Consider the following 14,180-nt stretch of genomic DNA (forward strand, 5'->3'; position numbering starts at 1 on the left):
TACCTATTTATAGACATCACCACCTTTACCGTTTCATTTTTAGCGGATCTGTCTATAGACTTTGAAGCCTACAGCAAATACAGAAAGCATAACTAGGCTTGCTCCCACAAGCATGATAGTAGCTATTCCCTCACCTCCTGTCTCAGGTAGTTGATAGGTCTTCTGTGCTTTATTGGTAATCGTGATAGTCCCTTTCGAAATAGCCATATCAGTAGCCGTTTCAGAAACTCGAGTACCATTTGAATAACTAGCTGTATAACCAGTTACCTTGCTCTCCTCTACATAATAAGTAAAGGTCTCTCCATTTTCCCCAGTAGTCGGTAGATTTTCAAATATCGTTTGCCACTTACTTCCGTCGTAGCTAATTTCTTTCTCCGTAATTTTGACAGGAGCTGATTCGATATTTGAAACACGATAAAGGCTAACAGTGATTTTACCCGACACACGTTGAGCTTCGCTACCATCAGCATTCTTCCACTTTTTATCAACTATAATTGATGTCGTTTGTGGCATTGGTGGTGTCTTTGTATTTTCAACATATTCTTGTCTGCTTTGTTTAGCAAGATTAGTTACCTCTTGAGTACCAATCACAAGACTACCTATATTCGAAGGTAGGGTAGCTGTATTAGAGAAATAGAAATAATAGCGTTTGGGGTTAGCTGGTAGCTCGTAGCCAGAAGGAGCCTTGACTTCAACAGCATAGTAAAGCTTGTCCTCTAAAAGTTCTCCTTCTTTTTCTCGAGCCTCCTTATTAGACTTCGTAATGTAAAATGTTCCATCACTTGATGTTTTGTAAGTTGCTACCTTTTTATCTGTCACATTTTCTCGAATTTCAAATGTGGCGTCAGCTAGAGCTGTAGCAAAGTTGGTCGTATCAACTTTTGTAATCTTAAATGATTTCAAAGTATTTGCTGTTGCGCTAGTAGACGTTTTATGCCAATTATAGTGGGTCGTTGTTTCTGTTTGACCCGTTTTTAACCCATTGATTTCCGCAGTATTTTTTACAGTAAGATTCTTCGTATCATTTTCAGCGATATCACTTGACACAGCATAGCTATACTCTAAGTGCAGATTCTTACGGTTTGGAACCTGTAGTGTTATTATACTGCGATGAACCCCTGTGGTATCCTTAACCTTTTTAACAGTCCAGGACCATTCACTCTTGTCTATCTCTTGATGATTTGAGTCATACAATTTAACAGACTCCTGTTTCAAGTCATAGCTTATATTTGTCAAAAGGTCTTCACGGTATTCAAGCGTATCAACCAAGGTATAGCTTGATTTACCCGCTGCTAGATCCTGTGCCTCAGGATTAATATCTAGCTTATAGCTAACTTCACGATTATCATTGCTCCATGTTCCACCTTTTGAAATCTTTCTGCCTGGTTCAACAGTAATTTTCTGTGTATGATCATCTTCACCAGCAGGCTTTCCATCTATCTTAGCAGAAACTTTATTCTTATAGTTCTTTGTGATAGAGTCGTCAAAAGGTTTTGCATCTGTCTTAAATTCAAATTTGGCATAAAGTGTGCCAGTATTATTCAAAAGCTCTTTTAATTTTTTACCATTTTTAGCTGTAAACGTTACGTTGATAACACCACTAGCATCCACAGTTCCAGTCACATCGAGATCATTTCCAAAAGGACGATACCATTGATTTGACCATGTGATTTTCCCATCTGAAATAGAGAAGTCACTAGCATTAATACCATAAGTAGAAGCTCCATAGCTAAATTTGGATAAGGTTAATCCTGCTGGCGGGGTATCTGTCAAAGTTACAGACTGTGTATCGTCGCTCAATTTAACCTTAATGACCCAACTGATTAAGCCATTTTGTTGAATAGTATGTTCAGTATCTTTACTATCATACTCGTTCTCTTTACCATCCCACACTAGATTGTTTCCATCTAGTTTAAAGACTTTGCCATTTTCTTCATACTTATAGTTCGCTTCCTTATTGAAACCACCACCGCTTATTGTATTGCTAAATTGAGTAGCCTTTGATTTATTGATTGTCGATTGGTAATCAAAAGAAATATCTGAACCCGTATAATCTTTTAGCAGTTTGAACTTAAATTGACTATACGTCTTATTTGAATCAGCTTGATTGTAAGGTGTATACTGCCAGGTTGAGTTATTTGATTCCCAAACAGAAAACTCAAACTTATCTGCGCCACCCAATGCAGTGATCAACTTTTGATAAACAGCATCTAGCTGAGCTTTTGTAAAGTAATGTTCCCCGCTATTAGTATAGTTCGGTCCTTTAAGAAGGTCCTCAAACTTCGCATTTTTTGGAATTTTTTTATCTCCGGGTACTTTGATGATGGACTTCCATGTCAACTCTTTGACATCAGAGTCTCCCGTCGGCTTCATCTCTACAAAACTTTTTTCTAGCCCTCCGGTATCACCGTTACCACCTGGTACTGTTGCTGTAGTGCTGGAATCTTGTCCATTATCGGTGATTGTTGCTGTATTGGAAATCGATTTTGCAGAACCAGCCCAGCTATTAGATTTTTCACCAGCATCCGTTGTATAGGTGATTACATACTTATTAGTATTTCTACCACCATCTGTTGCTGAAAATTTGTAGCCAGTATTGGTTTTAGTGGCCCCATTACTTGGTGTAATAGCGACATCACTTGATTTCGCAATCATTTCATCTTTTAGTTCTGCACCAGCAATATCATTCTGATTTTCATTGACTGTGATAGTCCACTTAATTTTATTTGACTTTTCGTCATACTGACCGGTCTTGCCAATTTTATTCCTAAAAATACTAAGGTAGCTATCACTGTGTTTTTTAGGGATGTCGGGTGTCTCAACGTCAACCCCATTCGAAACGGACATAGCTTGACCTGCTGGGATGCCGGTTACTTTATATCGATATTTAATCGTATACTTCTGTTTCGCTTCTAGTTTTGGAAGTGTCAGTTCAAAAGATGTGCCTGACTTAACTGGTTGCACTGATAGAGGTTGCTCACCGACCTGGTCCGTCTCCGTTCCTCCCCAGTATTGGTAACCCGCTTTTTTGATAGTAAGATTTTGGAGTTCTCCAATGGTTAATCCCTTTGCATCAAGATAGTCATTAATTTTAACTTGACCTTTCGTTCCTTTTTCAGACCAGACAGTAACCGTATAATCTAGATAAGCCTCATCTCCATTATAGGTAACTGCCCCAATTTTCTGGCTTTGAACATCATGTTCAGACTGCTGGGGTTCTGCTTTCTTGTCGATTTTATCTGAAGGAACCGTAATCGTGATCTTATCTGTAAAGGGAATTTCGTAATTACCATTCTCTTTTCGATGGGTTTGACCGATTGTTGCAGTATAGGTCAAATCCCCCGAAACACTCTCTTGTGCTTGACTAACATAACTATCCAAAAAATTGATAACAATGTACTTCTTACCATTCTCTTGAACAAAACGATATTTGAAGGCATCACGATTTCCATCTTTACCAATATAATCTTGGTTTTCATTCACATTTGACCAAGTCGTATCAGCAGGTAATGGAATCGCGTAGCTTTTCTTTTGTGCTAATTGTGACTTAGGAATACTATATTTGAGGTCTAGCTCCGACGTTAAGGTTCTTGTATTGCCCGAAATATACTCAACTGGTTTCCCTTTATAGTTACCTGACGTTATATAAGTAGAAAAATCCTCGTAACTAGTTCCTGCGATTGTATATTGCGAAAATGTGTCAGACATAAACTCTACAACGGAAACAGCTTTATCTGTCTCTTGAATATTTGTTGTATGACTATCTGTCAAATCTTCAACTTGATTGACATCATTGTTTTTGAAATGATAAAGTTTCCAACCTTCTTGAATGGTTGACGCTTCTACTGCATCCTTAAAAGTGAGGGAAACCTTAACTTCCTTACTAGGCTCCACTTCTTTCCCTTGATTATTGACAAAGGAAATATCATAAGTATAGGAAGAAGTCAATATTCGATTACGATCCTTAAGAACGTCACTTAGTTTCGCATCTATGGCTGTCGTATCTGTGACATGTTTGACCCTCAAGGTTACACTTTCCGAAAATGTCTCTGCCTCATAGTCAACCTTAACTATAACATTTTCAGTTTCCGCCTTTTGACTACCTGCTTTCGATGAATGAGAATCAGACGATAATGTTTTCGACGTAGAAGGTGTACTTTCCGATACCTGTGGTTCTTGTTTTTTATCTTGTTGAGTAGCCTCTGTGCTCTCTTTAGAGGAATCAGAGGTTACTGCTGTAATAGTATCTTCCGTTTGAATAATAGAGCTACTAGAATCGGAAGTCAAGGTCAGAGCTGGCAAAATCAGCACATAGGTCGTACAAAATACAACAACTACCGATAAGACCATACTGATTCGGGCCCACAGACTTTCTCTCATTCGTTGTCGAATACGTGATGCCATTTTTTCAAATACTGTTTTCATAATACTCCTCTCTATTTAATCCATTGTATACGATTTAGAGGCCAGACGCGTAGAACAAGACGTCCAACGATTTGTTCATTACCAATCGATCCAATAGCCGTGTTACGTGAATCAATAGAGGCACTTCTATGATCTCCCATCACAAAAAATTTTCCCTCAGGAACCTGGTAGGGTAATTGAATATTAGTATCACCTAGATCTTTTTAATTATCTGCGAGGTATGGTTCCCCAAGCTTTTGACCATCCACACTGACAGTTCCTTGACTATCAATATCAACCCATTGTCCCTCGGTTGCAATCACGCGCTTCACTAAAACTTTATTATTGTAATAAAAAGCGACGACATCCCCTTGTCTCAGTTTTTGTGCGCTAACCGAAACTACCATATCTCCAGATTCAAGATTTGGGGTCATCGAGTTCCCATATATCTGCAAGACTGGTAACCATAGAGTCGCTGTTAAGATTGCAATAGCTGCTACAACTACTAATGTAGAAACTGTGCTTTTCAATGTTTTTAAATAGCGTTCTCGGTATTTTTCTTGTTCAAGAGCCTGGGAAAGTTCAGAAGCCTCAGGCAAATCTGACCACTTCAACTTTTTAGATTCTATTGACATGAACGAAACTACTCCACATAATTTTTTTCATTTTTATTTTGCTGTTCAGCTAATCGATGGATATTCTTAAGATATTGATCTGCAGTTTTCTGTGCTACTTCGAAAATCTTATTGATTTCTAAAGACGCCTCTGCAATTGATCCCGCCTTAGCTATTAAAATATTCCTATCATTGAGCTGATCCTCTAGTTCTAACACTCGATTTTGTAAATGCTCAATTTCCTCTGCTTGCGATACTAACAATTCCATTAAGTCAACTCTTTTAAGCTTTCTTAATTCCTTTAAACTTATATTCATATATACACCCAAATAAATCCATTATATATCTAATTAGTGATTTCACTATACCCCACCGGGGTTTGTCAAGCATTTTGATTGAAACTCTAAATGTGTAAATATTCTGTATAATCTATACAGAATAGCTACCAAATCAATTAGAAATGGGACGTCTGAGACCCATCCAAAATAGTAAAGGATGACTCAAAATAAGATACTAATATCATTTTGCCGTCTCTTTACGGAAAAAAATCTCCTTTTCCTTGGCTAAAACTTCTCCTGCTACTCCAGAAAAGGTTGTAAACGTATGGCCTATATTCTGATATTCTAGCTATGAAAAAGCCTCCTAAATATCAAATCTGATTAAAAAGAACGCACTCACCCCCTAATCGAAAAAATTTCTCTTACAGAAATTGTCAAAAAATAACATCTCCCAACTTCAACTATCTATCGAAAATCTTGTCGCTTCTCTTTTCAAGAAAGAGATTTAGTAAATCATTTAAAATAACTGAGAAAAACCTAAACCTTACGTATGGTAAACAAAAGCACTTCATCATTTTCTCCTATGCTAGGATGGTGATAGCTCATAATATTTCCTTTCATAATTAGTTCGTTCAAATCAATTTTACTAGAACGTTTTATGAGCTTTTTATTGTGCACTTATAATATAAAACCGAGATTTAATAAACGTATCTATTTCTTACCCGCACACAAAAAGAAGCCTCAAACCTTGCGAGTTTTCAGCTTCTTTTTCTATTAGTTCATTGATACGTGAACGTGGTCATAGTGATTTTCGGTCACACTACCACGGTCTGGCATTGGATTCCACGTGTAGGCAGGTCCATATTTACTATCGTATGGAGCGTAGAAACGTTGTTTCCAGATGATGTAGTTGATACCACGGCTAGCCATATTTTGAACCGCGTATTCCGCGATTTGATCACCAAGTGCTGAACTCACTGGGACCATAAAGTCGATGGCCAATCCTTTACCATGGTCTCCACTGTCACCAGGACGGTAGCCGCTAAAAGATGTAATTCCAAACAAATTGGCAATTTCTTCTTTGAAGGCTGCAGTTTGTGGTTGAAGACCAGCATTCTCAGACTTAGCTACAGCAAGTCCTGCATAGTCAGGAGCCGCTGGAGCTGAATAAGTTCTTGAAGGAGTTTGGCTTTGCGCTGCTTGATAAGTCAAAGTTGTAGTATCAGAATTTGTTGTTTCTTCTGCTGCACTTGTTCCTGTTGTATCAGCAGGCGTTTCAGTTGCTGCCGTTTCTTCGGTAGCTGGAGTCGCTGCTTGAGGAGCTTCTTCTTCAACTGGGCGAGTTGTTTCTGCTACTGGTGCTTCCGCTGGAGTCGTTTCAGCTGTTTCTTCAGCTACAGGTGTTTCTGTAGATGGTGTCTCTTCAGCAACTGTAGCTGTCTCAGAAACTTCTGAACTTTGCGCTACTTCTGCTGGTTTTTCAGTCTCTGTTACAGTTGGAGCTTCCTCAATTGGTTGAGAAAGGTCTTCTACTTGAACTGTTTGTTCATCGACGGTCACTTGGTTGGTCGTCAAATCAGCTGTCGCAGTTGTCACTTCTTCAGCATCTGCTTGAGGAGTTTGGATCTCAACTTCCGTTACTTCTTCTGCTTCATTGACAGTTGTAGTGAGGACAGTATCTGGGAAAATCAAGTCCATATTGGTGATTTTGTTCAAATTTGCAAGAACTGTGACATCTACACCCAAGGCTTCTGCAATGGTGCTCAAAGTATCACCATACTGTACTGTATAGCTTGTTTTGTTGTCCGTTTTAGTCAAATCATTTTGGATTTGCCCAACACTACGTGCAGTCCAAAGGACTTCTTCTGCTTGGGTTGCCAATACTGGGGCAAATGACAAGGCTACTGTTGAGGCAAAAATAATTCTTTTCTTCATTCGTTCATATTCCTTTCAAATGAGTACCCGTCTATCATAACACAAAAAAAGCAGAAAAAAAGCCCTCTAGGGCCTATTTAATAGAACTGTCTATTCCTTGTAACAAACTCGATTACTTGAAATAGTTTGTTAGGTTTCTGTCACAAAATTGACACAATCTTCTCGTTACTTACTCTCAAAAAAATGAGGAATATCTGCTAGTACTTGAATCATGTGATTGCCTTCAAAAGAAGATTCTAAAAAGTTGATGCTTTGAATACCGCTATTCTGGGCAAATTCCACATCCAAAGTCCGGTCCCCTATATAATAGGTAGCCCTAGGATCCAGCTGATACTTGTCTAGCAGATAGTTAGCCGCTTCTGGATTAGGCTTGCGCTCAAGGCCACTCTGACTGGTTAGAATCTCTGTGAAATAGGATTCCAACCCCAAGTCTCTTAGAATAGTAAAAGCATTGTCCCCCTTATGAGTATAGATAAACTGTTGAATCCCTGCTTGGTCTGCCCAAGCTAGCACTTCACGCGCACCTGGCATCAAAACTACCTGGGCATTTTTCTCAGACAGACTCTGAGCACGCACCTGATTGAGCACTTCCGCATCTAGTTTTCTCTCTTCCGCCACCTGCACAAGCAAATCCTGCACCGAATACTTGAGGATAAACTCTCTCACTTTCTCCTTATCATAAGGAATAGAAAACTGAGCAAAGGTCTCCTCAATCCCTGATAAAATCGCTTCGTAAGAGTCCAATAAAGTCCCGTCTAAATCCCAAATAAAAGCTATTTTTTGCATTTTCTATCCTTTCAAGCTCATATAACTCTGGTAACGGTAGCGTAGAAATAACCAGCGAAAACCATTATCCAAAAGAGTCCCTGCCCAAATACCAGACAAGCCCCAACCAAGAACAATGCCCATCAGATAGGCTGTCCCAATACGGATACACCACATCCCTATACTTGTCGCATAAAAGGGAAGGCGAGCATTTCCCAATCCCTGCCAAACCGCCGTATAAATAACTGTCCCTGTCGCCATGGGAGTTCCTAGTAGAGAGAACAGTGCTACCAAAACGCTCGCTTCAACTGCTACAGGATCGGTCGTATAGAGATGAGTCAGTGGTATCCCTAAGACATAGATACTAAATGTCAAGGGCAACATGAGGAGCAGAGAAAGCCAAAAGGTCTGTTTGCTCAAATTATCTACTCTTTTCCAATTATCCTCTCCAACTGCTCGAGCCACCAGCATGACAGTTGCCGTAGCGACGCCAAAGGCAGGCATATAGTTAAACTGGGTCAAAACCTCCCCGATTGCATTTCCCGCCACTGCCTCCGTTCCAAAAGAAACGACCAAAGCAATGATCACTACATCCCCAGCCCTCATCATAAGGCGCTCTCCAGCTGCTGGCAAAGCCAAGATCAGTAAGTCTTTATCCAGTCCAAAAGTCGGTTTCGTATAAGGCAGTTTTAATTGTGACCACAAAATCACAAGACCGACTAAGCGAGACAAGATAGTCCCCCAAGCAACACCCGCTATACCCATATCAAGGACAAAAATAGCTAGACTGGAAAAAAGAATATTCAAGGCATTGGATAAAAGACTCACATAGAGGGGGAGACGAGGATTATGCGTTGCACGAATCAAGGCACCTAGACTGGTCATCAAGCCCAAGAGAACAATCGATCCGCCTACCAAAGATAGGTAGAGCCCACCACTCTCGGCCACCTCCTGCTCAGTTCCCAAGAGTCCTATCATCTCTTGCCCTGCAAAGAGCGATAAGGCGCCTAACAGTGCACTCAGCAATAGGGTTATCTTGAGAGCCTCTGTCACGTGATAAGCCAACTTGGACTGATCTTTCTGCCCCAAACTTTTTGAAATAACACTAGAAATAGCAGCTCCCAGAGCGATAAAAATTGCCTGGTAAATGGTGATAATATTGCCAGCAACTGAAACACCCGAAATAGCTATCAGTCCCAAGTGAGCGACCAAGTAACTGTCCACCATTCCCATGAGCATCTGTAAAAAGTTTTCACCCATAGCGGGCAAGGCAATATTGAGAATGTCTTTATTTTTCTTAAACAATCCTTCCTCCTGATGAAAAGAAACTCAGTTGGTTTCCCAACCGAGTTTACTCCCTCTGTCTTAAAGTCCTAGATAAGTCTCAACCGCTGCTTGCATGTCAGCAGCTGCCACTGTTGTTTTATGACGAACTGGAGCTGTTTCAAGGCCATCAACCGCTGGTGGCACTGCCACTCCTGAAATGTCATGTAATTGAGCCAAGGCTTCAAAGTCAGTCAAGCCTGCTTTTCCTGTTACCGCTTCTACGGCAACCACTGGGAACTTGTATGGACTAGCTGTTGATGCAATCACTGTCTTAGTCGCATCGCCAGTAGCTGCTTGGTATTTTCTATAAACAGCTGAGGCAACCGCGGTGTGTGGGTCCTCGATGTAAGCATCTGTTTGATAAACACGTTTAATTTCTGCCGCAGTTTCTTCCTCAGTCGCATATTCAGCTGCAAAGAGTTCCAGAATCGCTGCATCAAAGTCTGTCAATTCATATTGTCCTTGTGTACTCAAGGCATTCATGAGTTCAGCTGTCTTAACCGCATCATTCCCCAAAAGATGGAAAATCAAACGCTCCAAGTTTGAAGATACCAAGATATCCATAGATGGACTAGTTGTTACTTTAAACTCACGTTTCTTATCATAAACACGTGTCTTGAAGAAGTCAGTTAAAACATTATTGTCATTTGAAGCACAGATCAATTTACCAACTGGCAGACCGATTTGTTTAGCATAAAAGGCAGCCAAGATATTTCCAAAGTTTCCTGTTGGTACTGTGAAGTTGACCTTATCACCAGCCACAATCTCACCAGTCTTGACCAACTGAGCGTAGGCATAAACATAATAAACAATCTGTGGTACCAAACGACCAATGTTCATAGAGTTAGCTGATGAAAATTGCAGTTTATTGGCAGCCAATTTTTCACGAAGTTCCACATCGTTGAACATGTGCTTCACGTTTGTTTGTGCATCATCAAAGTTTCCATCAATAGCGATAACATGAGTATTGTCGCCAGTCTGAGTAGTCATTTGCAACTCTTGTACCTTGCTGACACCATCCTTTGGATAAAAGACGATAATCTCAGTTCCAGGCACATCCGCAAACCCTGCCATAGCAGCTTTTCCAGTATCACCAGATGTCGCTGTCAAAATGACAATCTTGTTCTCCAAACCATGCTTTTTAGCGGCTGTCGTCATAAAGTATGGCAAGATAGACAAGGCCATATCCTTAAAGGCAATCGTTGAACCATGGAACAATTCCAAGTTGTATTGCCCATCCAGTTTCACCAATGGCGCAATCGCTGGAGTATCAAACTTGCTATCGTAGGCATTGTTGATACAGTAGTTCAACTCCTCAGCCGTAAAGTCATCTAAAAAGGCTGATAAAACTAATTTGGCCACTTCTTGGTAAGAAGCATCTTTTAATGTGTCAAAGTCCAAATCAACCTTTGGATAAGTAAGTGGTGTAAACAGACCACCATCCGTCGCCAAACCTTGCAAAATAGCTTGGCTGGCAGTTACTGTATTATTGGCATCACGCGTTGATTGATAAACTAATGTCATGAATCTCTATCCTTTATCTATAGTCTCTTCCATTATATCACGATTTTTCAGAAAATTCTCCCTTTATAAGAGAAATTATAATCCCAATTTTTTCTTCAAAGGCTCTAAATAAACCATTTCTTGCTTATTTCTTTTCTCCAGTCCCTCCTCAGCTAGGGTGAGTAAGTCTTTAGAAAACTCGAGAACCGTAGTTTCTTCTTCATCTGTGAGTTGTTTTTTAGAAAATTGTCGTCTTAAAAGCTTATAATCACGACCAGCTGTGGTAAAAAATGGAGCAGTTCGCAAGTAAGCTTCAAGCTTGTCTAAATGAACCAACAAGCCCAAGTGAAAGGCTGCAGAAGCAAAAGTCCTATCAAGCGGCTGAGTACAAACACTGCGAAACTCAACTGTTCCTCGAGTCGTTAAGTCTTGGTACTGGTAACTACGATGGGTTTCAAAATCCTTCTCCCGAGGGTAAATAAGAACCTCATCCCCATTAAGGGTAAATGCCTGGATTTCAGGTGTAGTCAAATAATCTCTAGCCTGAATCGGATGAAAATAATAGGTCTGCCCATCATGCTCTGCAGTAAAAATCGCAGAATGATCTAGATAATCAAAAAAATCATTCTCGTCTTTGAAGAGTCTGGCATTGACGCCTACATTTTCAGCATAAATCCCGTGTATAGACTCTTCCCAAAAAATATCTCTCGAAATTTTGGTATCCCAATCTTCCCCTGAAAACTCAGAATTGGCAAATAAAAAGGCTTTGGCAGCTTCAATCTGGTTAAATGCATTGATGACACGCAAATAGTTAGACTTTGAAACATCCAATTGAACTTGACTTCCACAGATAAAAGCACCGTATTCCGGGTAATCGTGTAAATCCGGCCCTAGAACAGTTCTGCTCAACTTCAAATAGTTCATTAACATCTGATAACGTTCATAAGCAACCGGTTGATTATCATTCTTATCCCGATAAGGATGGATTCCAGAACCAACTACGGCATGATTTACCTCTCCCAACTTTTTCTGAATCAGATCCATATAATCTCGAAAACGCTCTTCAACCTCTTGGATGGATTTAGCCCTCCCAAAAGCAAACTCGATAGTTGTATAGGAGACTTCGAATAAGATAGTATCTTGGCTAACTGGATCAAGCAACTGAATTGGATTTCCAAAGTCATCTACTTTTTCAATCGTAAAACCCAGAACTGATGGTAAATACCGAAAGAGATCCTTAACAACTTCACTATCTGTAGCATTACCCTATAAATTGATAACAGGATACTCCAGCTCAATTCCCACAAATAAATCAGGTTTCTCTTTTATATTTTCTAAGTAGCGTTTCTTAAGCAAATCAATCGAACGAGACATCAAACACCAACACTTTCATAATCAAAATAAATTGTGAATAAGTAATATTATACCAAAAATCTAAGCAAAAAAGATTAGAATGGCACTCAAAAATAAGGCCCTATAATATTTGTAGTGGGTAAATCCCCTATAGATATTATGGAGCCTATTTTTGTGTAGAAAAAAAGTCCCATATCATCTATAATGAAAAGCGACCAAACCATCATTAGAAAGAATCATATGGAATAATTACATTCTATCACAAAATTACTAGACATTAAAGACACTAATATCCAATTTATGGATATCATCCATAGAGATACTCACAAAGAAATTATCGCTAAACTGGACTACGAGGCCCTATCTTGTCCTGATTGCGGAAATAAAATGAAGAATATGACTTCCAAAAACTGTCTAAGATTCCTTACCTTGAAACAACTGGTATGCCTACCAGAATTCTTATGAGAAGTGTCGTTTCAAGTGCTATCATTATTTGAAAATGATGGTCGCTGAGACTTCTCTCGTCAAGAAGAATCATCAAATTCCTCGTATTATCAAGCAAAAGATTGCGCAAAAGTTGATTGAAAAAACTTCTATGATCGACATTGCCCATCAGCTTTTCATTTCAACTTCAACTGTCATTCGCAAGCTCAATGGCTTTCACTTTAAGCCTGACTTTAGCCAACTTCCTGAGATTATGTCCTGGGACGAGTATGCCTTCACTAAGGGAAAGATGGGTTTCATTGCGCAAGATTTTAAAAAGCTCGATATCATCACTGTCCTTGAAGGCAGGACACGAACTATCATCCGAAATTACTTTCTTCGCTACGATAGAACCATTCGCTGTCAGGTGAAAATCATTACGATGGGTATGTTTAGTCCTTACTATGACCTAGCTAGACAGCTTCGCTTTCGAATTTCTAGGCTCAGGCTTATTGAGGAGAATCCAAAGCAGGTTCATCCTCTTTTTCAGACTATCTTTAAAACCTTCCTAAAGGATAAAGAGAAAATCGTCAACGCTCTTCAGTTACCCTATTCTAATGCAAAATTGGAAGCGACTAATAATCTCATCAAACTTATCAAACGAAATGCCATTGGTTTTCGGAACTTTGAAAAGTTCAAAAACAGATTTTCATCGCTCTCAACATCAAAAAAGAAAGGACGAAATTCGTCCTTTCTCGATCTTAGCTGACTTCAACCCACTACAGTTGACAAAGAGCCGTAATTTTTAGTAACTCAAACAAATACAGATAATCAGATAAAAGAAAAGACAAGGCCTAGAAACCTTGTCATCATTACTATACCGGCGGCCGGGGTCGAACCGGCACGTCCTTGCGGACACTGGATTTTGAGTCCAGCGCGTCTGCCAATTCCGCCACGCCGGCAAATAGTAACTGGGGTAGCTGGATTCGAACCAACGCATGAGGGAGTCAAAGTCCCTTGCCTTACCGCTTGGCTATACCCCAATAATATAAAATAGGCGAGTGATGGGGATCGAACCCACGCATGCCAGAGCCACAATCTGGTGTGTTAACCACTTCACCACACCCGCCATAATTTTATTAACACGGGCAGTAGGAATTGAACCCACACTGAAGGTTTTGGAGACCTTAGTTCTACCTTTAAACTATGCCCGTAACTAAAGCAATGGAAGGGGAGGGATTCGAACCCCCGAACCCGAAGGAGCGGATTTACAGTCCGCCGCGTTTAGCCTCTTCGCTACCCTTCCAAGTTATAAATAAAATATGGCGCGAGACGGAATCGAACCGCCGACACATGGAGCTTCAATCCATTGCTCTACCAACTGAGCTACCGAGCCAATATTGCGGGAGCAGGATTTGAACCTACGACCTTCGGGTTATGAGCCCGACGAGCTACCGAGCTGCTCCATCCCGCGTTAATATAAAAGGAGGATGTGGGATTCGAACCCACGCACGCTTTTACACGCCTGACGGTTTTCAAGACCGTTCCCTTCAGCCGGACTTGGGTAATCCTCCAACAA

Annotated in this window: 6 protein-coding genes, 8 tRNA genes and 3 pseudogenes; 1 reads left to right on the plus strand and 16 read right to left on the minus strand. The window is 40.2% G+C overall.

All coding sequences use genetic code 11. The annotated features are described in order from the left end of the window. Positions 1–39 precede the first annotated feature (39 nt). The 8 genes and pseudogenes from FOA33_RS08455 to FOA33_RS08490 form a co-directional block, all read right to left on the minus strand. Positions 40–4,425, minus strand: coding sequence for a Cna B-type domain-containing protein (locus FOA33_RS08455; protein ID WP_221161268.1), 4,386 nt, complete (start codon positions 4,423–4,425; stop codon positions 40–42). 11 nt (positions 4,426–4,436) lie between these two features. Beyond that, positions 4,437–5,039, minus strand: a pseudogene (gene lepB / locus FOA33_RS08460) (signal peptidase I). An 8-nt stretch (positions 5,040–5,047) separates the two neighbouring features. Then, positions 5,048–5,335, minus strand: coding sequence for a DNA repair protein (locus tag FOA33_RS08465; RefSeq protein WP_259664490.1), 288 nt, complete (start codon positions 5,333–5,335; stop codon positions 5,048–5,050). Positions 5,336–6,070: 735 nt separating this feature from the next. Beyond that, on the minus strand, positions 6,071–7,231 hold the full coding sequence (locus tag FOA33_RS08470; protein ID WP_221161269.1) for a LysM peptidoglycan-binding domain-containing protein: 1,161 nt from the start codon (positions 7,229–7,231) through the stop codon (positions 6,071–6,073). A 165-nt stretch (positions 7,232–7,396) separates the two neighbouring features. Beyond that, positions 7,397–8,017 (minus strand): HAD family hydrolase, encoded by a 621-nt coding sequence (locus FOA33_RS08475; RefSeq protein ID WP_221161270.1) that lies wholly within the window; start codon positions 8,015–8,017, stop codon positions 7,397–7,399. Positions 8,018–8,020: 3 nt separating this feature from the next. Beyond that, on the minus strand, positions 8,021–9,301 hold the full coding sequence (locus tag FOA33_RS08480; protein ID WP_221161271.1) for an MATE family efflux transporter: 1,281 nt from the start codon (positions 9,299–9,301) through the stop codon (positions 8,021–8,023). Positions 9,302–9,361: 60 nt separating this feature from the next. Further along, complete coding sequence (thrC, locus tag FOA33_RS08485) at positions 9,362–10,846, minus strand: threonine synthase (protein ID WP_221161272.1); 1,485 nt, start codon at positions 10,844–10,846, stop codon at positions 9,362–9,364. Positions 10,847–10,921: 75 nt separating this feature from the next. Beyond that, a pseudogene (locus tag FOA33_RS08490) lies at positions 10,922–12,199 on the minus strand (gamma-glutamylcysteine synthetase). 279 nt (positions 12,200–12,478) lie between these two features. Between FOA33_RS08490 and FOA33_RS08495 the strand changes: the two are divergent. After that, positions 12,479–13,366: pseudogene (locus tag FOA33_RS08495) on the plus strand (transposase). Positions 13,367–13,479: 113 nt separating this feature from the next. On the opposite strand, the gene FOA33_RS08500 reads toward FOA33_RS08495, so the two are convergent. The 8 genes from FOA33_RS08500 to FOA33_RS08535 form a co-directional block, all read right to left on the minus strand. Further along, positions 13,480–13,563 (minus strand) — tRNA-Leu (locus FOA33_RS08500). Between the two features lie 9 nt (positions 13,564–13,572). Next, positions 13,573–13,644: transfer RNA gene (locus FOA33_RS08505), tRNA-Gln, on the minus strand. A 13-nt stretch (positions 13,645–13,657) separates the two neighbouring features. After that, positions 13,658–13,730: transfer RNA gene (locus FOA33_RS08510), tRNA-His, on the minus strand. Between the two features lie 14 nt (positions 13,731–13,744). Continuing rightward, positions 13,745–13,815, minus strand: a tRNA-Trp gene (locus FOA33_RS08515). Between the two features lie 11 nt (positions 13,816–13,826). After that, positions 13,827–13,907: transfer RNA gene (locus tag FOA33_RS08520), tRNA-Tyr, on the minus strand. 17 nt (positions 13,908–13,924) lie between these two features. Continuing rightward, positions 13,925–13,997, minus strand: a tRNA-Phe gene (locus FOA33_RS08525). 4 nt (positions 13,998–14,001) lie between these two features. After that, positions 14,002–14,075 (minus strand) — tRNA-Met (locus tag FOA33_RS08530). A 10-nt stretch (positions 14,076–14,085) separates the two neighbouring features. Continuing rightward, a tRNA-Ser gene (locus tag FOA33_RS08535) sits at positions 14,086–14,175 on the minus strand. Positions 14,176–14,180 lie beyond the last annotated feature (5 nt).

This window comes from Streptococcus cristatus, assembly GCF_019685515.1.
Taxonomy (GTDB): domain Bacteria; phylum Bacillota; class Bacilli; order Lactobacillales; family Streptococcaceae; genus Streptococcus.

Bases quoted from the DNA above. Each gene is read 5' to 3' on its own strand.
- FOA33_RS08455 (WP_221161268.1), bottom strand. From the start codon at position 4,425: ATGAAAACAGTATTTGAAAAAATGGCATCACGTATTCGACAACGAATG.
- FOA33_RS08465 (WP_259664490.1), bottom strand. From the start codon at position 5,335: ATGAATATAAGTTTAAAGGAATTAAGAAAGCTTAAAAGAGTTGACTTA.
- FOA33_RS08470 (WP_221161269.1), bottom strand. From the start codon at position 7,231: ATGAAGAAAAGAATTATTTTTGCCTCAACAGTAGCCTTGTCATTTGCC.
- FOA33_RS08475 (WP_221161270.1), bottom strand. From the start codon at position 8,017: ATGCAAAAAATAGCTTTTATTTGGGATTTAGACGGGACTTTATTGGAC.
- thrC (WP_221161272.1), bottom strand. From the start codon at position 10,846: ATGACATTAGTTTATCAATCAACGCGTGATGCCAATAATACAGTAACT.